This window comes from Patiriisocius hiemis, assembly GCF_031846325.1.
Lineage (GTDB): Bacteria > Bacteroidota > Bacteroidia > Flavobacteriales > Flavobacteriaceae > Patiriisocius_A > Patiriisocius_A hiemis.
Genome location: NZ_JAVRHZ010000003.1, coordinates 91,839 through 118,706 on the forward strand (window position 1 = coordinate 91,839; position 26,868 = coordinate 118,706).

The following is a 26,868-nucleotide window of genomic DNA, read 5'->3' on the forward strand; positions in this document are numbered from 1 at the left end:
ATTATTAATCTGTAATATTTGGCGTAAGCCATTTTGTTGCCTTTTCTTCTGAAATATTTTTTCGTGCTGCAAAGTCCTTTACTTGGTCTTCTTTTATCTTTCCCAATCCAAAATAACGTGCTTCTTTATTTGCAAAATAGTAGCCAGAAACTGAAGCTGCTGGCCACATCGCAAGGCTTTCGGTTAATGAAACCCCAATATGCTCTTGTACCTTTAATACTTCCCAGATTGTTTCTTTTTCAAGATGGTCTGGGCATGCAGGATAGCCTGGTGCTGGCCTAATACCTTTATAGCTTTCTTGTATTAACTCTTCGTTAGTTAAATGTTCATTTATAGCATATCCCCAATGGTGGGTTCTAATTTCTTTATGTAAGTATTCTGCAAAGGCTTCTGCTAGCCTATCGGCAAGTGCTTTTACCATAATGCTATTGTAGTCGTCATTTACAGCTTCAAATTTTTTTGCTAGTTCCTCAGCCCCAAAACCAGCCGAAACACAAAAACATCCTATATAATCTTGTTTATTTATTTGTTTTGGTGCAATAAAATCTGCTAATGCAATATTAGGTCTATCCTTTGCTTTTTTACTTTGTTGTCTAAGTGTGTGAAACGTATGTTTATGTCCCTCGTTAGAAATTACTTCAATATCATCATCGTTTACTGAATTTGCTTTGAACAAGCCAAAAACAGCCTTGCCTATAAGCAGCTTTTCAGAAAAGATAGTTGATAGCATTTCTTGTGCATCCTTAAATAGTTCTGAAGCTTGCTCGCCCACAATATCATCTTTTAAAATCTTGGGATATCTACCATGCAAATCCCAGCTTCTAAAAAATGGTGTCCAATCTATGTAATCTTTAAGTCGTTCTAAATCAAAACCCTCTATGGTTTTAATACCCAATTGAGTTGGTTTTACAATTTTTGAACTACTCCAGTCTATCTTGAATTTATTTTGTCTTGCTTCTCTAATAGTGAGATATTTTTTTGTTTTTTGCCTTCTTAAAAAACCTTCTCTAAAAACCGAATACTCTTCTTTTAAGTTCTCTTTAAATTGTGGAGAAGTCTCTTTCTTAAGTAAGTCACCCACAACAGTTACAGCTCTTGAAGCATCGTTTACATGAACTACAACGTTTTTATATTGAGGATCAATCTTTACAGCTGTATGTGCTTTACTAGTAGTGGCACCTCCTATTAAAAGTGGAACCTCAAATTTTTGACGTTGCATTTCTTTTGCTAAAAAAACCATCTCATTGAGCGATGGTGTAATTAAACCACTTAACCCAATTACATCCACATTATGTTGTTTTGCTTGTGCAATAATTTGTTCTGGAGGCACCATAACTCCCAAATCTATTATTTCATAATTATTACACGCCAATACAACCGAAACTATGTTTTTACCTATGTCGTGTACATCTCCTTTAACAGTAGCCATAAGAATTTTTCCAGCTGAAGAACTATCATCTAAAGAAGGGTTCTTTAACTTCTCTTCCTCAATGTAGGGTAATAAATATGCTACGGCTTTTTTCATTACTCGTGCACTTTTTACGACTTGCGGTAAAAACATTTTTCCACTCCCAAACAAATCTCCAACAACATTCATCCCTGTCATTAAATGCCCCTCAATAACTTCAATTGGTTTACTAGATGCCAATCTAGCTTCTTCAACATCTTCTTCAATATATTGATCTATTCCTTTTACAAGGGATCGTGTAATTCTGTTTTGTAACGATTCTTCTCTCCAGGATAAATCAACCGTACGCTCTTTTGTTGTTCCTTTTACACTTTCAGCAAAATCCAATAAACGCTCTGTTGCATCTTCTCTTCTATTTAAAATTACATCTTCTACGTAATCCAATAATTCTTTTGGTATATCATCATAAACCTCTAGCATAGTTGGGTTTACGATACCTATGTTCATCCCAGCTTTTATAGCGTGGTATAAAAACACAGAATGCATCGCTTCTCTTACCGCGTTATTACCTCGAAAACTAAAAGATACATTACTCACTCCTCCGCTTACACTACAATGTGGTAGGTTTTCTTTTACCCAACGAGTTGCTTCAATAAAGTCAATAGCATTTTTGCGATGTTCATCCATCCCAGTTGCAACAGGAAAAATATTAAGGTCAAAAATGATATCTTGAGCAGGAAATCCAACTCTAGTAGTTAAAATATCATAGGAGCGTTTTGCAATTTCTATTCTTCTTTTATAGTTATCTGCCTGCCCAACCTCATCAAAAGCCATAATAATGACAGCTGCTCCATACCTTTTAATCTTCTTAGCCTGCTCAATAAAAGTTTGCTCTCCTTCTTTTAAACTAATAGAATTAACCACACATTTTCCTTGTACTACTTGTAAACCTGCTTCAATAATTTCCCATTTTGAGCTATCTATCATAACAGGAACTTTAGCAATATCTGGCTCTGCCATTACTAGGTTTAAAAAATTCACCATGGCTTCTTTTCCATCAATAAGACCATCGTCCATATTAATGTCTATAATTTGCGCGCCTCCTTCTACTTGGTCTCTAGCAACGGTTAATGCTTCTTCATAGTTTTCTTCCTTTATAAGTCGTAAAAACTTTCGTGAACCTGCAACATTAGTACGTTCTCCAACATTAATAAAATTACTCTCTGGCGTAATAACCAAAGGTTCTAAGCCGGAGAGTTGTAAGTATTTATTTTCTGAATGTAGGCGCATTACGTTATAGTTTTTTCGGAAGGTATTTTAAAGGGTCTTGGGGGGTAGTTTTTTGCAACTTGGGCAATGGCTTTTATGTGCTCTGGAGATGTCCCACAACAACCACCAATTATATTTACTAATTGTTTATCTAGATATGTTTTTATTTGTGTGGCCATTTGTTCTGGTGTCTCATCATACTCGCCAAATGCATTTGGCAAACCAGCATTAGGGTGTGCCGAAATCCCTATTTCTGTTCTATTAGCTACTACTTCGAGGTGTGGTAATAATTGCTTTGCTCCTAGCGCACAATTAAAACCAACGCTTAACAAAGGAATATGTGAAATTGAAATCAAAAAAGCTTCGGCAGTTTGTCCAGATAGCGTTCTTCCTGAAGCATCTGTAATGGTACCGCTTACCATTACTGGAGTATATATATTACGCTCTTCTTTAATTTCGTCTATAGCAAATAAAGCTGCTTTTGCATTAAGTGTATCAAAAACAGTTTCTACAAGTAAAATATCAACTCCCCCATCTAACAAGGCTTCTACTTGTTGTCTGTAAGCTATCTTAAGTTCATTAAAAGAAATGGCTCTATAGGCTGGGTCGTTTACATCTGGAGACATACTAGCTGTCTTATTGGTCGGTCCAATTGAGCCAGCTACAAACCTTGGTTTGCGAGGTTCTTTTTTAGAAAAAATAGTAGCTACATCTTTGGCAATTCTTGCTGACTCATAATTAAGTTCGTACACTAAATCTTCCATTTCATAATCTGCCATTGCAATAGTAGTCCCAGAAAAAGTATTGGTTTCTACGATATCTGCACCTGCTTCAAAGTACTTTTTATGTACTTCGGCAATTGCTTGTGGTTGAGTAATGGACAATAAATCGTTGTTTCCTTTTAATGAAACTTTAAAGTCCTTAAACCGTTCACCTCTAAAGTCTTCTTCAGTAAAATTATAGGCTTGCAGCATAGTACCCATAGCACCATCTAGAACCAATACTCTTTCTTGTAATGCTTTAATTATAGTATTCATTAAATTTTTTCTAGTGCTTGAGTTATATCATTTATAATGTCTTCTACATTTTCTAAACCTACAGACACTCTCACTAGACTATCTGTAATGCCAGCTTCGGCCCTATCTTCTACAGATAATTTACTATGTGTAGTAGAAGCAGGGTGCGTAATAATAGTTCTTGTATCTCCTAAGTTTGCTGAAAGTGAACAAAGCTTTATTGCATCTAGAAATTTTCTGCCTTGCTCAACACCTCCCGTTATTTCAAAAGCAACAATACTACCTCCTTGTTTCATTTGCTTTATTGCTATTTCATATTGTGGATGAGAGGCTAAAAAAGGATAAGCCACACTTTTTACTGCTTTATGGTTTTCTAAAAATGACGCTATTTTAAAAGTATTTTCACAATGTTTATCTACACGCACCGAAAGTGTTTCTAGGCTTTTTGATAACACCCAGGCATTAAAAGGCGATAATGCAGGTCCTGTATTTCGAGAAAACAAGTAAATTTCTCTTATTAAATCTGCTCTACCAACAGTTACCCCACCAAGTACTCTTCCTTGTCCATCAATCAATTTTGTTGCCGAATGTATTACCAGGTCTGCACCAAATTTTATAGGCTGTTGTAAATAAGGCGTTGCAAAACAATTGTCTATAACTAGTAACAAATTGTGCTTACTTGCAATAGCAGCTAAGTATTCTAAATCTAGTAATGCAACCGAAGGGTTAGTTGGTGTTTCTGCGTATAGTATTTTTGTGTTAGGCTGTATATAATGTTCAATAGTTTCTGATGCTTCTATTGAAAAATAGCTTGTTGTAATATTCCATTTAGGTAAATACTTAGTAAATAATGTATGTGTACTTCCAAAAATACTACGACAACTTACAATATGATCGCCACTATTTAACAACCCCGCAAAAGTTGAAAACACCGCAGACATTCCCGTTGCAAAAGCATGTCCGGCTTCGGCACCTTCTAGTAAACACATTTTTTCTACAAATTCACTAGTATTAGGATTTGTAAACCTACTGTAAATATTACGTTGCTTTTCTTCAGAAAAAGAAGCTCGCATATCCTCGGCATCTTCAAAAACAAAACTAGACGTAAGATATAAGGGAACCGAATGCTCTTGGTGTAATGACCTAGGCGTTTGTGTTCTTATGGCTTCTGTTTCAAAGTGACTCATAACTTCTTTCCGTTTAAAACAACAGCATAGGTAACAGCTACAGACTCTTCTAATGTAATAGAAACCGAACAGTATTTTTCGAAGCTCAACGATGCTGCTTTAAGTGCTTTTGCCTCTACAATATCACCCTCTAAAAAAATAGTTACATGTATTGACTCAAAAGGTTTTGCTTCTTTAATTTGCTTTCTAGCACCTTCTACTTCAATCTTATAGTCTGTGATTACTTGCCTTTGCTTTTTTAGAATATGGATTACATCAATCGCACTACAACCGCCAACACCCATAAGTAATAACTCCATTGGGCTTGCTCCTTTGGCATCGTCTTGCGATGTATTATCTATTAGAACTGGAGTGTTAGTTTTACCTAGTGCCTCAAATTGATAATCATTGTTTTTTCTTGCTAGTGTTACTTTCATAATAATTTAGTTTAGTTTAGTTTATCACTTAGTCGCAATATATCTCCAAACACACCGCGTGCAGTTACTGAAGCACCTGCTCCAGCTCCTTGAATAACAATTGGGTTTTTACCATAACTTTCGGTATAAATTTCAAAGATAGAATCGCTTCCTTTTACTTGACCCAACATACTGTTTTTTGGAACTGAAACCAATTTTACATCAAGATTAGCACCATCAGATTTTGATAAATCACCATGTAAGTCTCCAACATATCTCAATACATTATTTGGTTTTTGATTTTTCTTTTTAATTCCGAAGGGAACATCAAACTCTGTAATACGATCTAAAAATTCTTCTTTTGATACTGTTCTGAGCTCTTTAGGTATTAAATTTTCAATAGAAATATCACTAAACTCATTGTGCAAATCTAGTTCGCGAGCTAATATGAGCAATTTTCTTCCCACATCATTTCCACATAAATCTTCACGCGGATCTGGCTCTGTATAACTATTAGAAATCACTTTGTGAAGTATGGAGCTAAATGTTTCTTCTTTTTCTGAAAAACTATTAAATAAAAAGCTCAGCGAACCAGAAAATACACCTTTAATTCGTGTAATATTTTCGCCAGATAAATGCAGTAACTTTATAGTGTCTACCAACGGAAGCCCTGCACCTACATTGGTCTCGTATAAATATTCCTTTTTCTTTTCTGAAAGTAATTTGCGAAGTGTTTTATAAAACTCCAATCCTGTAGTATTCCCAATTTTATTGGACGAAACCAAATTAAACCCATTATTAACTAATGCAGGATAGTTTTCTGGAAACTTTGAACAAGCTGTATTATCTACAGCTATTAAGTTATCAAGGTTGTTTTTTTTTGCAAAAGCAATTACATCTTCAACGGTATACCCTTTTCCTTTTTCTGAAACAATCCAGCGCCAATCTGCATTAAAACTATTTGAAGACAACACCACCTTTTTAGAGTTTGCAATAGCAAAAATATTGAGTTCAATATCTCTTCTTGTTGCTATACTTCTTCTTGTTTTTTGGATTTGTTCAATAAGTTTCCCGCCTACATTACCATGACCAAATACAGCTATGTTAACCCTTTTCTTTTTTATAGTTTCTAAATCGATTAATGATTTAGGTTTTTCAAGTGTTTGCGTACTCATACTTTTGTTTTTTTATAGTCTTATTGTTAAAAACCATTGCCAATATTTTTCTTAATTGATTGTATTCTATTAAAAAAGCATCATGCCCATGAATAGAAGCTATTTTATAATAACTCACATTACTTTTTACTAGCTGTAATACTTCATAAGCAGTAACTATTTCACTATTTACATAAAACCCATCGGTATCAATTCCAACTAAATGAATATCACTTTCAATCTCTTTTACACTAGCTAGAAAATTTCCCGTTTCTCTAGCAATATTGTGTGTGGTTAACAGGTGATTCAATAACTTATAAGAAGCTAGTTTAAACCTTTTTGAAAGCCGTTCTCCATGATGTAACAGCCAGCTTTCAACATTGTAGAGGTATAAGTTTTCGTTTATACTTCTATTAAATTTTGAAGACAACGATTGTGGGGTTCTATAAAATGTCATTGCATGTGCTCTGGCATCTTCGATTGGAGTTATAGAGTTATTTAAAATCTGCTTCTGCACTCTACATTGAGCAATTAGCCAATCTGTAGCTTTCCAGTCTGATGCAATTGGAATTAAGTGTTCAATCAATTTTGGTCTTAATACAGCCATTTGCCAAGCAATACATCCTCCTAGAGACCCTCCTATAACAGCAAAAAGTGATTTTATTTTTAATATTTCAAGTCCTTTTAGAAATAGTTTGGTAATATCATATATCTCAAAATCTTTATAGTTTTCAATTACAAAACCATCGTAACCATTACCAGGCACATTAAAAGAAAGTACGGTATAGTTAGCGGTGTCAATAATTTGATTCTCCCCAATAATTTGACGCCACCAACCATTAGCGCCAGTTACATTACTATTTCCTGTTAATGCATGATTTACCAGTACAATAGGAGCTTCACCAATGGGTTGTCCAAAAACTTGATAACTCAAAGGTATACTTTGATATCTTGCACCATTTCTGGTTTTATAATATGGAATGTTTAATGTCTCTATCATTTTATTTAAAAAAACAGCAGTATTCTAATAGCTTTAAGTAACTGCTACTGGGTTAACTAATATTAAAATGATATCGAGAAAAGTGAACAAGAATATGTTCCTTTTGTTTTTTGTTATCTATCTAAATACAAATTTAGTAGAATGTAGCACCTTCCCCGATAAGTCAGGAGGTTGCTAAGGTTTCTAAGGGTCTAATCCCTCCACCTTTCTTGATAACGCTTCAATAAAGTTTTGAACTTTGTGAGCACAAATATTCAAAATTAAAATTGAACTATCCAAGCTTTTTAGATTTTTTTTCTAAATAAACACTATTCTATGCGTTTTTAATGAAAAATAATCTTTAATTATTTATTTAAAAGATAATTATTCATATTAACATAATATAAACAGACTTTCCATTTTGTATATAAACTTGTTTCCCTATTTTTGTCGCTGAAATTTTACAGAGGATAGATTTGACTGATTGCAACCTCTTCAGGTTCGAAAAAACCGAAGCTGAGATTCCAAATCAAGTTTGGGATAAAAATGCTAAAGGCAGTGTAAACTCCTTTCGACGTTTTCGTCAAATCGCCTAAAACATAATTTTAAAATTTAAACCATTTTATGGCGTATTTATTTACTTCAGAAAGTGTTTCTGAAGGACACCCAGACAAAGTAGCAGACCAAATTAGTGATGCTTTATTAGATAATTTTTTAGCTTTCGACCCTGAATCTAAAGTAGCTTGCGAAACGCTAGTTACTACTGGACAAGTAGTGCTTGCAGGAGAAGTAAAAAGTGACACCTATCTTGACGTACAAAACATTGCAAGAGATGTTATTAATAAAATTGGCTACACAAAAGGAGCTTACCAGTTTAGTGGTGACTCTTGTGGTGTTATTTCTTTAATTCACGAGCAATCGCAAGACATTAACCAAGGAGTTGATAGAGCAAGCAAAGAAGAGCAAGGAGCTGGTGACCAAGGTATGATGTTTGGCTACGCAACAAAAGAAACCGAAAATTATATGCCGCTGGCATTAGATATTTCACACAAAATTTTAATTGAACTTGCGGCACTTAGAAGAGAAGGAACTAAAATTCCATATCTAAGACCTGATTCTAAAAGTCAAGTAACAATTGAGTATAGTGATGATAATGTACCTCAAAGAATCGTAGCCATTGTAGTCTCTACACAGCATGATGATTTTGACGCAGACGATGCTATGCTTGCAAAAATTAAAAAAGATATTGTAGCCATTTTAATCCCTCGAGTAAAGGCACAATTGCCACAATACGTACAAGATTTATTTACAGACGACATTACATATCATATTAACCCAACAGGAAAATTTGTAATTGGAGGCCCTCATGGAGATACTGGCTTAACAGGACGTAAAATTATTGTAGATACATACGGCGGAAAAGGTGCGCATGGTGGAGGTGCTTTTAGTGGAAAAGACCCAAGTAAAGTAGATAGAAGTGCCGCCTATGCATCTAGACATATTGCAAAAAATTTAGTAGCTGCTGGATTGTGTGATGAAGTATTGGTACAAGTATCGTATGCAATTGGTGTGGTAGAGCCTACTTCCATTTTGGTAAACACCTACGGAACTGCAAAAGTCGATGTAACTGATGGTGAAATAGCAAAAAAAGTAGCTGCTATTTTTGATATGAGACCTGCAGCAATTGAAAGTAGATTAAAACTCCGAAATCCAATCTATCAAGAAACAGCTGCTTATGGACATATGGGTAGAAAACCTGAGACTATTACAAAGACATTTGAGAGTCCATACAATGGTAAAATTGAAAAAGAGGTAGAATTATTTACCTGGGAAAAACTAGACTATGTAACTGCTGTAAAAGAAGCATTTAGTTTATAAAATTGAATATTTAATTATAAAAAGCCGCTCAATTGAGCGGCTTTTTTATTACAATCCACAATTAATTAATACCTTACAATCTGGATTGTACAATATAGAAAAAGACTACCAAGATGTTTATACTGTGCAAAAAATGGTTTTAAAACGAGGAAGTAATTATTATGAATTTTAAAAAACTATATCCTTTACTAATTATATTTTTTATCTGGGAGCAGCCACTTTGTGCCCAGATTATAAACTTTCCAGACCCCAATTTTAAGGATGCATTGGTAAACTCGCCTTGTGTCTCTTTTACAGGTGATTGTGACGACCCCTCTTTAATAGATGCAGATTTTAATGACGATGGGGAAATAGATATGATGGAGGCAGAGCTTATACAAGTACTTTGTTTTTCAAATGTTAATAATATAACCTCAGTAGAGGGAATAGAACATTTCGTGAACTTAAACTATTTATCTGTTGGAGTTAATGACCTTACTAGTTTAGATGTAAGTCAAAATACACTTTTAGAATACATAGGATGTCCTAGCAATGAAATAACGTCAATAAATCTTGGGGATAATCCCAACCTAATTGAATTAAGTTGCTCTAATAACCTGTTAACTTCTATTGATATTTCTCAAAATCCTAACCTAGAGGTATTAAATGTTTCTAGCAATACTTTAAATTCAATTTCAGTATCAAGTAATGTTAACTTAAAAAGACTAACAATAAGAAATAATAATCTTAACGATATGGATATTTCTCAAAATATTAATCTTGAGAGTATTTCAATCCAGGAAAACAGTTTAACTACATTAGATATTTCTAATAACATTAATTTAATGAGTTTTAATATTTCTGGAAATCAATTTACAGAACTTCCCGATATCACAAATAATCCTTTGCTAGCAGGTATTTCTTGTGCAGATAATTTTCTTACAGAGCTACATGTTGATGAGGCAGTAAACCCAAATATTACATTGCTTAGCTGTGTAAACAATTTAATTACTCAAATTACAATTCCTACTACTGTAGAGCAGCTTAATATTCGAGAAAACCCTATTACAGGTGAGATAGATTTAACTCAAATGACAGCACTTTGGTCTGCTCGTCTTAATGATACACAAATATCTGGACTTAATATACAAAACGGAGCAAACGATATGTTACAAATTTTTGATGTTTTTAATACTCCCAATTTAAGCTGTATTCAAGTAGATGATGTACAAGCAATACAACAAGGAGGATTTCCTTATAATAATTGGGATGTAGACAATACACTTGTTTTTAGTGAAAACTGTAGTGAATTAGGTGTTGAGGACACACTAGAAAATAGCATAGGGGTTTTTCCCAATCCAGTTGCAAATTTTTTATATGTTACTACTATTTCTAACTATGCTTTTACAAACTTCACAATACATAATTTACAGGGAGAAGTGGTAAAAAAAGGAAAATACACTCTAAGTATAGATATGAGCAAACTATCTACAGGCATTTATTTTATAACAGTAGAAACAGATGATAGTTCTATAACAAAAAAGATAATCAAAAAATAAAAAAGCCGCTCAATTGAGCGGCTTTTTTGTTTTAGTTTCCTCCTTCACGTTGTGGAGATCGTGGCGAAGGCCATTCTCTTTGTTTTCCCGTTCTATTATTTACAGGCATTATTCTCTTAACTCGAGAAGACTTTTCTGGGTCTTCACTTGCCATGTAAGCTAATACTGCTGTGAGTATTGCATTGTTTCGCACATCATCAAAAATAATTTTATCGTAAGTATCCCTATTAGTATGCCATGTATAATTCCAATAGGACCAGTTTAAAGAACTTAAACTAAAGGCAGGAGCTCCTGCTGCTTGAAACGAAGCATAATCTGAGCCTCCTCTAGCTGGCGTCCCAGGAAAAGTAGTTTCTATATGTTTTGTAATATCATTTGGTACAGCACTAAGCCAGCGTGATAGATATTCGTAAGAGTTTAAAAAACCTCCCCCACTCATTCGCACTACTCTACCTGTACCATTATCTTGATTAAATACAGCCTGAACACCTTCAACAATTTCTGGATTATCTTCAACATAAGCTCTAGAACCGTTAAGCCCTTGTTCTTCGCTCCCCCAAAGCCCAACTATAATAGTTCTTTTTGGGTTAGGATATATTTTCTTTAAAATTCTAGCCGCTTCCATCATAATTATAGTTCCAGTACCATTATCTGTAGCACCTGTTCCTCCATCCCAAGAGTCAAAATGTGCAGAAAGAATTACGTATTCGTCTGGCTTTTCGTTTCCTTTTATCTCTGCAATGGTATTAAATGTTGGTACAGTTCCTAATTCTTTAGACTCAGCAACAACTTTTATTTTAGGACTTTTACCACTTTCAACCAGACGGTACAACATCCCATAGTCTTCAAGCTCTATATCTACGGTTGGTATTTTTTTTGTTCTAGCACTAAAAATTTTATTCACTCCAAAGCCACGAGACCAATTAGAAGCAACAATACCAGCGGCACCAGCATCTTCTAAAGCAGCTATAATTGTACGACTATTATAGCCTGTTCTATTTATATTTTCTCTCCATTCTTTAGTTTGTGCTTCACGATTTTCTTTCATTTTAGTAAAAGATTCTTCTGTAGCAAACTCTTCCCAATTATAATCTGGACGTCCAGTAGGTTGGTTCATAGAAACCATAACAAATTTACCTTTTACACTTGGAAGCCACTTTGTAAAAGCTATAGAGTCTTTAAAAGTTGGCATCGTTATAAGGCCAGCTGTAACACCATTTGGACCCGTACTAGGATTCCAAGCTAACTGGGTTCCCTTTAAAGATTGTACTCTTGGTGAAACCATATCAATATGTGTAATTCCACGCTCCCAGCCACGCCAAGTACCATAGTTTTGGATTTCTGCATTAATACCCCAAGATTTATATTTCTCAAGTGCCCAATCTGCGGCGTCCTTCATTTGTGGAGTTCCAACAAGTCTAGGTCCAATTTCATCTAGGAGCTCATGTGCTAATTCTTCAAGTTGAGAATTTTCATTGGCTTCTTTTACGATTGCATCTACAATAGTTTTAGTATCCTGAGCAGTTACTGTAAAAGAGACAATAAACATTAGAGCTACAAGAAAGTGTAAGTTTAGTTTCATTTTCTGAAAGTTTTTTGTGGTTATAGAATATCTAAATTTACAATTAATCCTCTTCAGAATACCATATTTTACAAGAGAAATTGAATATTTAGTAACAAAAGGAACCCCTCTACGACTAATATTGCAGAACTTTTCAGAATTGGGTTTTCTAACTCAAAGATTTTTCCGAAATTGAACACACATTCCATACTTGGGATTTCAAAGATTTTGCTAACCATATAAAAAGGCACCACTATGTCTGATGATTTTGATTTATTAGAAACCGAGTCTAACTCAAAACAAGAAAAAGTAGAAGTAAACTGGGGGAAAGCTGTTGACCAAATGAAGTCTAAGCTTGCCACCGAAGATGACCCAGAGGCACGACAAAAAATATTAAACGCAACCCTTGACGATGTTGTAGGGATGGCAGAAAAGGACAGAACATCGCTCCTAGATGCCATTAAAGACCTTACCGACTACCAAGACGAAGTAGGAATTATCTTTGAAAAATTTTCTACCCTTAATGCAGATGAGCAAAAAGTAATTGATAATGCACAAAAAGGATTAGAGCGGGCGCAACAAGCTCTAGAAGATGCAGAAAATGTAAAAGACAATTGGTGGAATAATCTTTGGGGACGCAAAGCACGTATTAAAAAGCGTCAAGCAGAATTGGAAGCGGCAAAAAAAGTACGTGAGGGAGCTGATATGAAAGCAAAGCAAATGTTCCAAGAACGTATTGAAAGTGCTGATGTACAAACATTACTTAATGAACTTTCTTACAAGAGTCAAGCTGCTGTTACTCGTTTAAAAAATCGTGAGGTAGAGATAAAAGAAGTAGAAGACAAATTACAAGTTGCCATTGTAGAAGCAAGTAAAAACCATACAAAGGCGCTTGAAAAAAAGAAAGAAACAGAAGATAAACTAGAAGAGCAATACGCTTTATTAAAGCAAGCTAGACAAGCGCTTGAAGAAATTGCAGACAAGCAATCTACGGCCTATTCTGAAGCTATTGGTAAAGTAACAGAAATCGAACAAAAAGTAGAAGAGCTAGAAGGTCTTAAAAATGCCTACACAACCCTTGCTGCAAGTAAGGATAGTTTTGTGCACAAACATAACCTTACCATAAAAGTATTGACCTCGTTACGTAGTAATTTACAAACACATCGTGCGAAACTTAAAAGCGACACCGATGAACGTTTAAAGTATTACGATGGATATGTAGTAGCTCTTAAGGCCAGAACAGACCAAGAATTTGCCGCTATCTTAGAGCACTTAGGTGTAAAAACAGATGAACATATTGGGCAGACACTTGCTGCGATGCATACCGCGAGTGCAAAAGCACGACAAGAAATGATGGATAACATCCCTGTTCACGAAAAAGTAATGCAAGGTGTGTATTCTAGCTATGCAGAATCACTTCAAGAAATTAGGCAAAAGGATGCAAAAATTCAAGAAGAATTTGCAGACCGATATGGTATTGACATGAAAGAAATTTTTGAGGAATACTATGCAAGCGATGGGAATGCACCAGCTGGAGATGACAACCCTACTCCAGAAAAAACAACTCCCTCTGGAGATGATGACTTGTTAGGGTAATTAAAAACACAAAATTAAATAAGTTAAAAATACCTCACAGTTTTTAAAACCTGTGAGGTCTATCATAATACAGTTTACTTACTTTCGACCAGACAAAATAACAACTACAAATAATGTCCATTAATCAAATTGTTACACCCCTAGATAGTGCTGTTCTTGAAACAAAAGAGCAATACGAGGTGTATTTTAAATTGGTTACGCATGCCTTTAATGAATTAGTAGATGCATTACATGAAAAGGATATTTGTAGCGATCAAGAAATCACTTATATAAAACAGTACTGTGAGTTATTGGTCTATTCGTTGGAAGCCTTCAGAATAAAATATTTATACGATGAAGAGGAGAAAATGAAGATAGACTTAACTGAATCTGGATATCCTAATTACCTAGAGTTTAGATATCTCATTAATGATTTAGCTTTACGGAATGAGCATATTAAAAAATTACCTCCTGTTGAAAGTTTAAAAAAAGATTTTTTAGAATCACTACTTAAGTATAAAGAACCTGTCTCTAAAGATAAGTTGCAAAAAGCAGCATCTATAGTATACTACACAACTGTTGACGAGCGACTTATTTTTAAGCGTTTTGTACAAGGAAAAGTAATAGATATTAACACCAAAGAAGCACAATATCTTACTAGCTGGTCATTTTATGATGTTACTTATAACAGGCCTTATATATGTTTTCTCTATTTTGATTTATACAAAGAGAAGCTTGAAGATTACAAAGAAAAAATATATGATGTACTAGAAACAGTAGCCGATAGACAAATGCCTGCAGATATGATGGCGTTCGCAATTGATAAAAAACTATCAAAAATGTGGCCTAAGCGTTTGCGAATAATAGACTTAGGTCCATTACATACCATCTTTGCTAAAGATGAACTTGTAGTTACCCATGCCCTTTTAAAAGCAATGAGTACTAAAACACTAGACTTATCTTCCTATGCAATGTCATTTACCGTAGACGAAGCAAAATCTGTTGGAACTATTGAAGAAGGAGGTTTTTTTAGCACTACTTATTTACAAAACTGGGAAGTAAAAAGACCAAAAAAGTATGTGTTTACCTCTCACAGAGTAATACAGTTATTATATGACGACATCCCAGAACACATTAATACATTAACCGAAGACCCCATTGAAATAGCAGCATTAACCCTTTAATTATGGAACACAACTCAACTTTTCCTATAAAACTTTCAGAATTAGCAACACTACGTGATGAAGCTACCTCTTACTTAAAAGGGGTGCAATGGGAGCAAGGTTATAAAGCAAAAAGCCGAGATAAAAACCCAAAAGACGATTCTATTCTCTTGTATCTTTCAAAAGCTACAGGAAATGCTACATCAAGTGTAATTTCAGTTTCAAAAAGTATTTTAGCACTTAAAAAAAGGTTGGTTCCAGATTCGCTTGCTATTCCTTTACACCTTAACCAAACCCTCTATGCAGTTCAAGAAGGGATTAATTTAGGGCTTTGGCTTAGAGATAATTATTATGATGCTTCGGGACTTTCTGCATTAAACGAACGCAAGTCTAGTCTTGATACTTCAGACAGAAGAGAATTTGATTCTAAAATGCATACAGCTACTGCGTTTATGCTTTATGGAAGCGCATATAAAATTCTTCATGATTTAAAACCATCAGCATCAGATGATTTAAGTGTGTTGCAGCAAAAATTTGCAGGTATTCCGGAGGTATCTTTTATGAGCCCTTTAAAAGGAATTTCATGTTTGTTATTTTATTATGATAAATACCTGAATCATCCCGAAATTATTACGAGCGACCAAGACGTTTTAGATTTTACAGTAGTGTTTTTTGAAGCGTTAATTACTGAAATTCAGCTTCGCTTAGGCACCTTAGAATATACCGAAAGTATAACCGATAGAACCTATAAACTTGAAAAAAGCGATTTTGCCGTTTCTGGCTGGGAAAATGTATTTGAGGGCACCGCTGTTAGTGTTGAATTTAATAAAATTCAGTTTGAAGAAATTGTAGGAAATCGTGATGCGAAGCATTTTGCTAGAAGATTAACAGAGCGTATGCTTAGTTACGATTTTGAAGCAAAGAAAAACCCATTTCAGGAACTGGGCGGTTTTATGCCTGTTTTTATGGGCTATGGAATTCCAGGAACTGGAAAAAGTATGTTGATAGCAGCTATTGCAACCAAACTTAAGGAGCATTGTGACCACTTAGATATTCCGTTTTTATTTCACCCTATGCCAGATACCTTGATATCTACCTTTCAAGGAGGCTCTGCCGAAAAAATGGTACAATGGATGAAACCTATGCAAGACCCAAGTAAGCTTATTTTTGCTCCTATTGACGATGCCGAAAACAATTTACAAGAGAGAACTCAACAGGGAGTATCAGCTGGGGTTAAAGAAGTAATTGGCGTGTTTTTACGCTACACAGAAGGAGCGTATGCTGTAAATTATGGTAATAGCTCCATTGGACTTTTTACCAACTTGCCAGAGATGCTTGACAAAGCAGTTATCTCTAGAGTACAAGGGCGTTTTAAAATAGATGGTGCCCGTACCATTCCAGATTTTGTGGACCAAGACTATTTATGGTGGCGCAATTTTGAAGATACTATGCCCAATTTTGTAAATATGAAAAACCCTTCAGATTACACATATTTATCTGAACAAGGTCTAGCAAAAAACTTGGGAGAAATTTTACAGCAAGCAGACAAACCCACAGAGGAGCGCGTATTAGAAATTTTTGAACAAACCGAAAAGAAACATAAAGACAATGAACATTTGTTTTATGCTGAATTGTATAAAGGAATACAAAAAGCATTTCCGTTTTTCTCTTCAAGAGATATTAGAAATATACAAAGTGCAATATCGCTTCGGTTAACAGATTTTGATTTACCAAAAGACTGGTTTGAAGATGCTGAGCTTTATTTCAAAAAAGACTATGATACGAAATTTGGTATGCTTCAGCAGTTAATGAAAGAGAACATGAAAGGCTTAAACTTTTCTGACATAAGAAGACAAGAAGTGGTACGCTATCTTGATAATGTAGCAACTATAGCAGATACCGACTTTAAGAGAAAAGTAGACCAGCGTGTTCATGAAATGAATGTACAGCTAGAAGCTAGAAAGCATTTTGAGGAGTAAGGAAAGTAAAAATAGTAACAATCGTAAGTTCGAGTGTGCCGAATTTATTCGGGAAGTATCGAGAACTATAAAGAAGCTTTATCATACTAAACTTGATTCTGCATCTTAAAATAAAAAAAGACACCTGCCTCGCAGGGGGTGAACATGGATAAACTAAAAGCAGCAAAATTACACGGTGATGAGTTAGTACTCGTCACGGGGTCGTTAGCAAAACGCTATAACGGCTGCCTTGCTATGCTTGGAGTAAAAGAAACAAAACTTACCTCCTTCTCTATTGATGCGATGGGTTGGAGTCCAGAAATTGCTGAAGAAAAAAATGACAATTTTTATTTAAATATTGGCGAAGCTAATGCCAATGCAATTATTATATCTCCAGATCAAGAAGCAAGGCCTGTACATATGCCTTTTCATAGTTTTGATAGAGATGTAATGCGTACTGTTTTTGTTGCCTATAAACGAGAGATAAAAGACATTACTAAAGATTCTGGAATTTGTGTATTACTAGATCAAAACATTGATGCCTACTATGATCCTTTAGATTTACTACGTTACAAAAAAATAGAGCTTAGTTTTAAACTTCTTAATGACATTGACAAGACACAGGCAGAACAATTACAACTTATTAAAGAGTTTAATAAAGACAATAACTTTATTAATACAAAACTCCATAAACAACTTTTAGATTCTGCAAAGACCTATGGAGATTTAAGAAAAAGGAAATTACAATTAGAACCACTAACACTTAACATTAGTTCTTTTTATACAAAAGCATTTGGTGGTGTTTTTATCTTACGTGATTTTGTAAAAGATGTTTTGGTTTTTGAGTCTAAAGAAACCTTCAACAAAGCAATAAAAGATGCTGTGCATGATGTGGTATTGTATCATATTGAGCATGATGAATTACTAGAAACCCTTACAGATTATTTTATTATCTCTAAGGATTTTAAAAAAACTTCAAAAACAAAACGATATCAGCGTATAAAAAATCATTTATTCACTAGACACTTAAAAGATACAGAGCATCCACTAAAAGAAATTTTAGATAGTCCATTTCTTTTCAAAAAATATTTAAACACATTAGATACCGAAACACAAAAACAAATTTCTTGCGTTGAGCAGTATTTTCAGCGAGTGATTGTAGAGCGTGACTTACAGTTTACAACGGTAGTAAACAAAACCTATTTTAAAGCATTGCACCAACCACATTCTAGTTTGACAGAAGAACAAAAAGAACTAATATGGAAATTGTTAAGTAAAGTAATGCCAGTAGACCCGCTGCATTTATATTGGTTTGATAAAGACAAGTTTTATGAAACATACGTATCCTGGCGACCTAGTTACCAAGAGTGGGTAATAAACTGTATCTTAGACAATAACAAAAATTTTAGCGTATGACACTAGAGATTATAGTATTTGTTTTAGCCATCCTTTTTGGGATTGTTTTGTATTGGCGAGAGTCTAAAAATAATAGTGTGTATCGTTTTTTTAATAAGTTAACACACACCAAAGAACTCCAAATGCAACCCGGAGAAACTAAGGGTTTTTTATACCAACAGAATTTTTTAATTCGTTTAGTTTGGGTAACCTTGTTTTTTGTGATTGGCGCTGCAATTGTAAGCTTTGTAACACCTATAAATGTGTTCCTTATTCAATACTTTGCTTCGGCAATTGTAGGCACTTTAATAGGAACCTATGTCGCTTCGTTTTTTATTATTGCTAGAGAAAAGACAAAAAAAGAGAATATGATAATTACACTTGAAAAGGGAAAAGATTATATAGAAGAACTTAGTGAAGACATTCAAGAAAAATTTGACATAGACGAACAACCAGAACCCGAAAAAATTGAAAAGCAAGTTGAAGAAACGCCAAAAAAATCGGCTAGAGATAGGCTAAAAGACAAAGGGATGATTAAATGATAAGGGAGGAGTAAAATTTAAAAGATAAAAAATGATAAAAAAATACTGGCAAAAAGGAGGAAAACAAAAACGCATCATTATTATTGGTGCAATTGTACTATTGCTTTTATTATTCTTTTTACGAGATGATTATCAACCCGCGTTACTTTTTTTAAGAAAGTACATTTTTATCATATTAATTGCCGGGTTATTTTTAGGATTCACACTTTCAAAATTTAGAAGTGCCTTAAACGCAGGAAAGCGAATATTAATTCTGTTAGGTATTGGTGCCTTTTTTGTAACGCTTTGGTTTTTTGGCTGGAAAGTACAGCTATATCAATACATGCAAACTTATAATGTGTTTAACAACCTCAATTTAGTAGAAATACACGAACTCCCTCTTACTCAAAACGAGCGCATACAACCCTACAACAACATTGTTACAATGGCGTATGAGTCTATTGGAGAAACGCAAGAAGTTTCTCCTCCACAATTAGTACGTGTAGATAGCTCAAACAAATGGACAATGGCTGTACAACCAGCTAAAGAGTATATGTGGCAGCGAGTAAATGATAATACCGAAGAAATTTTTAGTGTAGAAAGCATATCACCTTTTCCTAGATTTAGTGATACTAATAGAGTACCTGTGACTTTTGCTATTGGAGAATCTCTTGCTTTTAGCCGAAATACCTACAATGCGGTAGTACAACGTTTTAACTTTTTTCAGTTATTTACTTTAGAACCTAGCGAGGTTTTTTATATGAAAAACGACTCTGGCAAATGGGTACAAGTGGTTAGCCTTATTAGATGGAAAGGCTTTTTCTTCCCCTACCCAACCTATGGCGGTGTGATGATCATTGAACCTGGTGAACACGATTTTGCAGATTATATGGAGCGCATTAGTATTGGAAAAGGAACCTATGTACCAGCTTCTAAAATAAATGACTATCCATTTTTAACAAAGCAAAATACACTTGCCGAACAAGTATCAAGGTTACAAGCGCAATCCTTACAGTTTTTAGGTGGTTTTACAGACCCACTTCCTTGGAATATGGAAACCGCTGTAAAAATTCCAGATTTAAAAGATGATGAAAATCAGCAGCCTTTTGTAACCGATTTTAATTTTGATAGTATGGATGCAGATGCCTATAGTGGGCTTTACCATTGGTTTGGGTTAGAACCTATTGGCGAAGAACGTACTAGCTTGTCCTTTAGCGTTATGGTCCCCGCAGACGGAACCGACAAATTATATTACTACAATCATGCAGCAAAAAAAGAAGGAATGGCCGGTGTCTCTGCTATGCCGCTTAAAGTGGTAGAGTCTAAAAAGGAATACGATTGGTCTGTAAATAAGCCTGTAGAGTTTAGACCTTTTGTTAAAGAAATTGCAGGTCGTAAACGCCTTTTTGTGCTCAGTACCATAGCTGCAAAGCGAGAAGACAGTAAAAAATTTGATGGTGCTGCTACGCCAGACCTTGCCTTAATTGATGTAGAATATCGAGATGTAATATGGGTAGATGCAAAACATCCATCACAATGGGAGACGACTATTTTAAATCAGTTGGGAGAAACTTGGAAAACAAGCGAAGGGCTTACTGATGAACAGCTTTACCCTAACCGCATGGACCTTGATATAAACCCTTTTAAAGAAATTGACAGCTTGATGCTAAAAAAGATGCAAGAAGTCATACCTGTTGAAGTGGAAGGGGATAGTTTGTAATGCATTAATCAATGAAAATGAGCACTTCTGATAAACTAAGGATAATAATAACTTTATTTGGCATTTTCGGAATTATAGGAATACTTTATTTTATGAATGGTTATGAGAAATTCAATACAAATAAGAAAAAAATTACTCCTGTAATTACCTTAGAAAAAGATAAGGATAGTATTAAATTATAAAAATTTCTAGCGCCCTACAAAAAGAAGTTCCAAACTAGTCCAAAACGTATTACCCCATCACGGTAGGGATAACCCGGTGCAGAGAAGTATTCGTTTTTACTGGTAAATAAGCTATTTACATGCTCATAAGAAAAAAAGATACGTGTCTGGCGTACTTTGGCATTAAAAAAGATATCTACTAGTGGGAAGCCTCCAAGTTCTTGTTGATTTTGCACGTAAAACTCTGCTAAGACTGGGTCGTAGGCGTTTAGGTTATACTCTGTAAAGTATTTAAAAGTGATTCCTGTTTGTAAAAACAATGCTTTTTTAAACCATTCATCTTCATAAAACAAAGTATTTCTAGTTACAAGTTGTGGCACTTTAAACACTTCTTCCCCACTTACGGCTTGTTGATATAAAATGGTGTTTGCTAGTCCAAACTTACCGTATCTAAATTCTTTTTCTGCCTTTACTTTAAGATAGTCTACACGACCAGCAAACTGCTGTGGTGTTGGAGTAGAGTCATTTGCTTGTGTGAGTCCAAAATAGGTGTAATCATCAATCCCTGTGTAACTTACTGTGGCATCTAATAACTTTTTGGATTTTAGTTCAAACTTGAGTTCTTGCGTTTTTACATTATCAAAGTTATTTTGCCAATTATAATTTACATAGTCACTTTGATACAGTAAAAAATTAAAGTTAGGTGCAGTAGAGTGTATTTTAATAGAAGCTTTCGCAGCATTTTCTTTATCCAATGCAAAGGCAGCACTACCCAGCAAGTAATTACCATCAAAATCTCCAGAAATATTAATGGCTCCTTCTCCATACAATTCAAAACCTCGATATTGCTTTTTATAGCTTGCCCCAGCTGAAACTAAGTTTCCTAAGAGCCTATTCCCTATTCTACCTTCATCTAAAATTAAAACCGAATTATACCCGTAATTATAATCTGTATAACCAATAAAACCTGATATGGTTCCTAAAATATCATTATCAAAACGTACATAACCCTTAGAATTAAAATCGTCTAAGTCAACACGGTCTCTTAAGTCACTTATTTGATACGATTCGCCAAAACCACTAAAAGGGGTGTCTTGTCTATATCTATAAAAACTAGTTTCATAACTCAAAATATTCCCAATGGCAAGAGAGGTATAGTTTAATGAGTCCTTTGCATTTACCAGTTTATATTCGTGTTCTAGGTAATAGCGCACTCCTTCTAATCTGTTTTCGGCGTCTTCAAAATTCACATCAAGCCTACCTCTATCTTCAAAATCTGGATCGTCATTAATAAATAGCGTAAGTGAATTTTCGTCCAAGCCTCCATATTCCTCATTAGTCATATCCTGTGCGGTAATGTGGGCTCGCATGTTATACCTTCCATTTCTTGTTTGGTAATTTGTAGTAAAGCGTAAATTACCTGAGCTTGTTAAATTGCTTTGATACTGCCCTAAAGAGCGTACTCCTTTATAAGCCAATGAAAAATTAAAATTTCTAGAAAGGTTGGTTGTAAAAAATGCATCTAGTTGTTGTCCTTGACTAAAAGCAGTTTTAAAATATAGCTCGGATAAAGGTGTAGGCACACTAAAGTATTGCACATCCTCAATATCCTTGTAATTAAAAGCTTTTGCTCTTGCTACAAATAGTGGTTTCAAGTTAGTTTCTGAAAAACTATAGGCTAAAGAATTATATGTATGTGCCACATTAGCAAATGGAAGCAACTCAAAATCATCCTTGCGTAAATAATTGTATTTATAAGCCTTTTTTGCTGATAGTGTAGTGTCTAGAAAAGTGGTATCACGTTTTGACGAGATTATTTTATATAACTCAATGGGAGGTTTCTCTCTCTCTTTTGAAGGTGTTGGGTTTTGAGAAAAAAGCTCTGCAACAACACCAAGTAGTAAAATTGAAAGAAAAATGTGTTTCATCATAAGTTATGGTAACCTTACAAAGGTATTTATTTCGTTTTAATTGTAACGTAGAATTTGTGACGGTTGTTATATATTATATAGATAACATATTTAACAACTAAAATTCTGCTTCTCGATACAACCAGAAGCTAGTTTGGGATACTCAAAGTGATGGATTTATAAAAAACACAAAAGGTGAGAACTAACTTTTTATTTTGCATTTAAAATAAAGAATTACAACTTTTTGTACTTTGCCTAAACATGCTACAACTTAAAATAAATAATGACCTTATAGAGTGCGGGACTGATGAAGCTGGCCGTGGCTGTCTAGCTGGCCCTGTAACAGCCGCCGCTGTAATATTACCAGATAATTTTACTCATCCTTTTTTAACAGATTCCAAACAACTCACCGAAAAAAAGCGTCTAGAGCTAAGAACCATCATCGAAGCCGAAGCAGTAAGCTACTATATTGTACATGTAATGATGGGCGAAATTGACAGTATAAATATTTTAAATGCTTCTATTTTGGGAATGCATCGCGCTATCAAAAAATTAACCCCAAGCCCTCAATATATTGCTGTAGATGGTAATAGATTTAAACCAGTTCTCAATATTCCTCACCAAACAGTTATAAAAGGAGACGGTAAGTATTTACATATTGCCGCCGCATCTATCTTAGCAAAGACAGAGCGTGATGCCTTTATGGAAAAAATAGATAAGGAATATCCGCAATACAATTGGAAAAAAAACAAAGGTTATCCAACTAGACAGCACAGAGAAGCCATTAGAGAGTTTGGTGCTACCCCCTACCATAGAAAAAGTTTTAGACTACTTCCAGAACAATACGCATTAGACTTTTAGGCTAAAAACTTGTTGAAAACCCGTCGATAAACATTTGGTATCATACAACAAAACCCTACAAAAGGTTGTTATTTTTGTTATAATGAAAGGTTTCAAGTTTATTTTAATTAATATCGCTTCTATATTGCTTTGGAGCTGTGGTGAAAATACTTCAAAAAAAGGAGTGATTGAGGATTTTATTCCAAAGGATGCTTCGGTAGTATTTAAAGTTTCAAATTTTGAAACCCTTCAAAAAGATCTAAGCAATAACGCAATTATCAATAACTATAAAAAAGTAAGTGCTTATAAATTTCTTTCAGAAAAAGCTACATTATTAAGGCACCTTAAGCCTGAAGAAGCAAGTATTATAGCAATTTCAGAGCAAAATGACAGTACTGCTTCTTACACATTTATTACAAGAGAAAGTCCTAAGCTTTTTATTGCAGATTCTCTAAAAAATACAAGTATTGAGACGTTAGCATACAACGATATTTCTATGCAACGTATTATTATTGAAGATAAAACTGCATTTACAACCACCATAGATAGTGTGTTTGTAGCCTCCTCCTCTCAAAAAGTATTACAGGATATTATTGAAAAGAAAACCTTAAAAGACCCTGTTTTTAAAAAAGTAGCTTCAATAAAAAGCAATGCTGAAGTAGAAATGATTTTACCAGCTACAGCACTAAAAAACACAGATTCATCAAAACTTAATTTTGCCTCGTGGGTGACCTTAGACATTGCTGTATTACCAGATGCCATTACTGCTACGGGAGTTGCTTTAGCGAGAGATACAGTACCTCAATTAATTAATGTTTTTAAAGGTCAAATTCCTCAAAAAAATAATTTAGCACAAATAACCCCAACAGACTATAAATGGGCTACAAGTATTACATATAGTAATGCAGAAGCACTCACTAAATCAATTAATACGTTTAAAAAAGATAGCCTTAATCAAATTTCATCAATCATAGGTAGTACCAATGAAGCTGGAAGCGTAGTGCTAGAAAAAGGGGTTGTTATTGCTTTAAAAAGCATTGATGCCACGCTTACCCAAGATGCATTGGCACCTTTTATTACTGAAACTAGCTCATTACGAGAAGTGACTATTTATTCATTTTCTGAAACTGATTTGTTTTCTGAAGCTTTTAGTCCACTACTAAATCATACAGAGGCTAACTATATGATTCAGTTGGATGATTTTTTTGTATTTACACCTACCGAAGATATCGCAAACCAATGTATAATTGCTTTTAAAAACAAAGATGTACTAAGTGAAACTAGCTATTATCAAGACAGCAAAACATATATTGGAGAATCTTCATCTATGCTATTATACCGAAGTAAAGAACATATTTCAGATGGGTTAAGTATGTTTTTTAATTCGAAAAATGAGCAACAAATTAAAAACAAATCGCTTTCAAAATATCCTTTAGCATTGCTTCAATTTAGTTATGATAGAGATTTTGCTCATATAAATTTAGTTTGTAAAGAGGCTTCAACAAGCAAACAAGTTTCTGCAGCTGTTAGTCAAGAAACAAGTATCACTCTTGAAAACGAAATACTAGGAAACCCTCAGTTTTTCAGCAACCACAGAACCAACAGTAAAGATATTGTTGTACAAGATGTAACCAATACGCTTCATCTATTTGCTATTAACGGAAGGTCTCTTTGGACAAAAAAGCTAGACAAACCTATTCTAGGGGAAATTAACGAAGTTGATATCCTAAGAAATGGAAAAAAACAATTAGCCTTTACGACAGCATCTACTTTATATGTTGTAGACAGAAATGGTAAAGATGTAGCTCCTTTTCCTATTAAGTTTAAAGATGAAGTAACACAACCACTTTCTGTTTTTGATTATGATAATAACCGAAAGTATCGCTTTGTAATTACTCAAGATAAAGATGTCTTACTTTATAATAGTGAAGGAAAACTTGTAAAAGGGTTTGGCTTTAATGGTACAAAGTCTAGTATTGTACAACCTCCCAAGCATATAAGAATGGGGAATAAAGATTATATTATTATTGCTGAAGAAAATGGCAAGCTAACTATTTTAAGTAGAGTTGGTAAAAACAGAGTGACGGTAACAAAAACTTTCTCTTTTTCTAAAATTCCAGTAACTAGAGAAGGTAGCAACTTTGTGGTTATCACTAAAGACAACAAAAAAGCATCTATAAATCAAAATGGCAAAGTAAGCTTTCAAAACCTTAACATCTCTCCTAGCTATTGGTTTACTACAAAAGGTAGTATAAAAGCTACTCTAGATGATAACCTACTTCGTATTAACGGTAAACTTGTTGAGCTTCCTTTCGGTATTTATACAAACCCTCAACTATTTTTAGCAAACAGAACTACCTATATTTCTGTAACCGAAACACAAGAAAATAAAGTGTACGTATATGATAAGACGGGGCGACTTTTATCTGGCTTTCCTATTTATGGAATAAGCGAATCGGCAATATCTTCCGTTAAAAATAAATCCTTAGTACTTACAAAAGCTAATGATAAGGAAATTATTGTGTATGGGTTTTAATTATTACTAACCTCTGCCTCAAAAAGTGTCGTAAAATGCTTGAGTAGTTTTTGCTGTACTTCTTCCATAGAGACTTCTTGTTTTCCTAGCTCTACATTAAGTGAGGTGACTGCTTTTCCTTTAATTCCGCAGGGAATCATATTATCAAAATAACCTAAATCTGCATTTACATTTAGTGCAAATCCATGCATAGTTACCCATCTACTAGCACGAACTCCCATGGCACATATTTTACGAGCAAAAGGAGTGCCTACATCCAGCCAAACTCCTGTTTCGCCTTTACTTCTTTCAGCTTTAACTCCATACTCGGCTAAGGTCAAAATAACCATTTCTTCTAGTAAGCGTAGATATTTATGGATGTCTGTAAAAAAGTTTTCTAGGTCTAGAATAGGGTATCCCACAATTTGCCCTGGGCCGTGGTAAGTAATATCTCCACCTCTATTTATTTTGTAAAAGGTAGCTCCAATATTAGCTAAGTAGTCTTTAGAAACAAGAAGGTTTTCAAAATCACCGCTTTTACCTAAAGTATAGACATGTGGATGTTCTACAAGCAAAAAATAGTTAGGTGTTTCTAAGGTAAGGTTCTCTCTTCTGTTTCTAATTTTAAGGTCTAGAATTTTCTTAAAAAGCTCCTCTTGATAGTCCCAAGTTTCTTTATAATCCTTACGTCCTAGGTCTTGTACTACTATAGATTTGTTCACATC

General features: G+C 34.4%; 18 protein-coding genes, 1 pseudogene and 1 riboswitch. Of the genes and pseudogenes, 10 read left to right on the forward strand and 9 right to left on the reverse strand.

Features of this window, described 5'->3' with window-relative positions; genetic code table 11:
* Nucleotides 1–4: 4 nt before the first annotated feature.
* The 6 genes and pseudogenes from metH to RM538_RS13455 form a co-directional block, all read right to left on the reverse strand.
* Nucleotides 5–2,698 carry a methionine synthase gene (gene metH / locus RM538_RS07285; protein ID WP_311332752.1) on the reverse strand — a complete coding sequence of 898 codons (2,694 nt, stop codon included), beginning with the start codon at nucleotides 2,696–2,698 and terminating at the stop codon, nucleotides 5–7.
* On the reverse strand, nucleotides 2,698–3,714 hold the full coding sequence (locus tag RM538_RS07290; protein ID WP_311332753.1) for a homocysteine S-methyltransferase family protein: 1,017 nt from the start codon (nucleotides 3,712–3,714) through the stop codon (nucleotides 2,698–2,700). The genes metH and RM538_RS07290 overlap by 1 nt, the downstream gene beginning before the upstream one ends.
* Entirely contained in the window at nucleotides 3,714–4,880 is a 1,167-nt protein-coding gene (locus tag RM538_RS07295; RefSeq protein ID WP_311332754.1) for a trans-sulfuration enzyme family protein, read from the reverse strand. Before RM538_RS07295 ends, RM538_RS07290 begins: the two co-directional genes overlap by 1 nt.
* Nucleotides 4,877–5,296 (reverse strand): OsmC family protein, encoded by a 420-nt coding sequence (locus tag RM538_RS07300; protein ID WP_311332755.1) that lies wholly within the window; start codon nucleotides 5,294–5,296, stop codon nucleotides 4,877–4,879. The genes RM538_RS07295 and RM538_RS07300 overlap by 4 nt, the downstream gene beginning before the upstream one ends.
* A gap of 11 nt (nucleotides 5,297–5,307) precedes the next feature.
* Nucleotides 5,308–6,390: pseudogene (locus RM538_RS13450) on the reverse strand (homoserine dehydrogenase family protein); the annotation flags it as partial.
* A 40-nt stretch (nucleotides 6,391–6,430) separates the two neighbouring features.
* On the reverse strand, nucleotides 6,431–7,429 hold the full coding sequence (locus tag RM538_RS13455) for an alpha/beta fold hydrolase (RefSeq protein WP_432279799.1): 999 nt from the start codon (nucleotides 7,427–7,429) through the stop codon (nucleotides 6,431–6,433).
* 110 nt (nucleotides 7,430–7,539) lie between these two features.
* Nucleotides 7,540–7,648, reverse strand: a riboswitch (SAM riboswitch).
* A 384-nt stretch (nucleotides 7,649–8,032) separates the two neighbouring features.
* On the opposite strand from RM538_RS13455, the gene metK reads away from it, so the two are divergent.
* Together metK and RM538_RS07315 are read left to right on the forward strand one after the other, a co-directional pair.
* On the forward strand, nucleotides 8,033–9,286 hold the full coding sequence (gene metK, locus RM538_RS07310; protein ID WP_311332756.1) for a methionine adenosyltransferase: 1,254 nt from the start codon (nucleotides 8,033–8,035) through the stop codon (nucleotides 9,284–9,286).
* A gap of 161 nt (nucleotides 9,287–9,447) precedes the next feature.
* The gene (locus RM538_RS07315) at nucleotides 9,448–10,824 is read left to right on the forward strand and encodes a T9SS type A sorting domain-containing protein (protein WP_311332757.1); all 1,377 of its coding nucleotides are present in this window, start codon (nucleotides 9,448–9,450) and stop codon (nucleotides 10,822–10,824) included.
* 31 nt (nucleotides 10,825–10,855) lie between these two features.
* On the opposite strand, the gene RM538_RS07320 is transcribed toward RM538_RS07315, so the two are convergent.
* On the reverse strand, nucleotides 10,856–12,406 hold the full coding sequence (locus RM538_RS07320) for a M20/M25/M40 family metallo-hydrolase (protein WP_311332758.1): 1,551 nt from the start codon (nucleotides 12,404–12,406) through the stop codon (nucleotides 10,856–10,858).
* A 234-nt stretch (nucleotides 12,407–12,640) separates the two neighbouring features.
* Here RM538_RS07320 and RM538_RS07325 point away from each other — a divergent pair, with 234 nt between their 5' ends.
* The 6 genes from RM538_RS07325 to RM538_RS07350 all read left to right on the forward strand — a co-directional run bounded on the left by RM538_RS07325 (nucleotide 12,641) and on the right by RM538_RS07350 (nucleotide 20,717).
* Complete coding sequence (locus RM538_RS07325; protein ID WP_311332759.1) at nucleotides 12,641–13,981, forward strand: coiled-coil domain-containing protein; 1,341 nt, start codon at nucleotides 12,641–12,643, stop codon at nucleotides 13,979–13,981.
* Between the two features lie 113 nt (nucleotides 13,982–14,094).
* Nucleotides 14,095–15,144, forward strand: coding sequence for a hypothetical protein (locus RM538_RS07330; protein ID WP_311332760.1), 1,050 nt, complete (start codon nucleotides 14,095–14,097; stop codon nucleotides 15,142–15,144).
* Nucleotides 15,145–15,146: 2 nt separating this feature from the next.
* Nucleotides 15,147–17,102, forward strand: a complete 1,956-nt coding sequence (locus tag RM538_RS07335; RefSeq protein ID WP_311332761.1) for an AAA family ATPase — start codon at nucleotides 15,147–15,149, stop codon at nucleotides 17,100–17,102.
* Nucleotides 17,103–17,246: 144 nt separating this feature from the next.
* Nucleotides 17,247–18,497 carry a DUF6638 family protein gene (locus tag RM538_RS07340; protein ID WP_311332762.1) on the forward strand — a complete coding sequence of 417 codons (1,251 nt, stop codon included), beginning with the start codon at nucleotides 17,247–17,249 and terminating at the stop codon, nucleotides 18,495–18,497.
* Nucleotides 18,494–19,018 carry a hypothetical protein gene (locus RM538_RS07345; RefSeq protein WP_311332763.1) on the forward strand — a complete coding sequence of 175 codons (525 nt, stop codon included), beginning with the start codon at nucleotides 18,494–18,496 and terminating at the stop codon, nucleotides 19,016–19,018. The genes RM538_RS07340 and RM538_RS07345 overlap by 4 nt, the downstream gene beginning before the upstream one ends.
* Nucleotides 19,019–19,049: 31 nt before the next feature.
* Nucleotides 19,050–20,717, forward strand: coding sequence for a hypothetical protein (locus RM538_RS07350; RefSeq protein WP_311332764.1), 1,668 nt, complete (start codon nucleotides 19,050–19,052; stop codon nucleotides 20,715–20,717).
* 196 nt (nucleotides 20,718–20,913) lie between these two features.
* On the opposite strand, the gene RM538_RS07355 is transcribed toward RM538_RS07350, so the two are convergent.
* Nucleotides 20,914–22,809, reverse strand: coding sequence for a putative porin (locus tag RM538_RS07355; RefSeq protein WP_311332765.1), 1,896 nt, complete (start codon nucleotides 22,807–22,809; stop codon nucleotides 20,914–20,916).
* Nucleotides 22,810–23,049: 240 nt separating this feature from the next.
* On the opposite strand from RM538_RS07355, the gene rnhB reads away from it, so the two are divergent.
* Nucleotides 23,050–23,649 (forward strand): ribonuclease HII, encoded by a 600-nt coding sequence (gene rnhB, locus RM538_RS07360; RefSeq protein WP_311332766.1) that lies wholly within the window; start codon nucleotides 23,050–23,052, stop codon nucleotides 23,647–23,649.
* A gap of 82 nt (nucleotides 23,650–23,731) precedes the next feature.
* Complete coding sequence (locus tag RM538_RS07365; protein ID WP_311332767.1) at nucleotides 23,732–26,164, forward strand: NHL repeat-containing protein; 2,433 nt, start codon at nucleotides 23,732–23,734, stop codon at nucleotides 26,162–26,164.
* On the opposite strand, the gene lipB is transcribed toward RM538_RS07365, so the two are convergent.
* Entirely contained in the window at nucleotides 26,161–26,865 is a 705-nt protein-coding gene (gene lipB, locus RM538_RS07370; protein WP_311332768.1) for a lipoyl(octanoyl) transferase LipB, read from the reverse strand. The two genes, RM538_RS07365 and lipB, sit on opposite strands and share 4 nt — an antisense overlap.
* Nucleotides 26,866–26,868 lie beyond the last annotated feature (3 nt).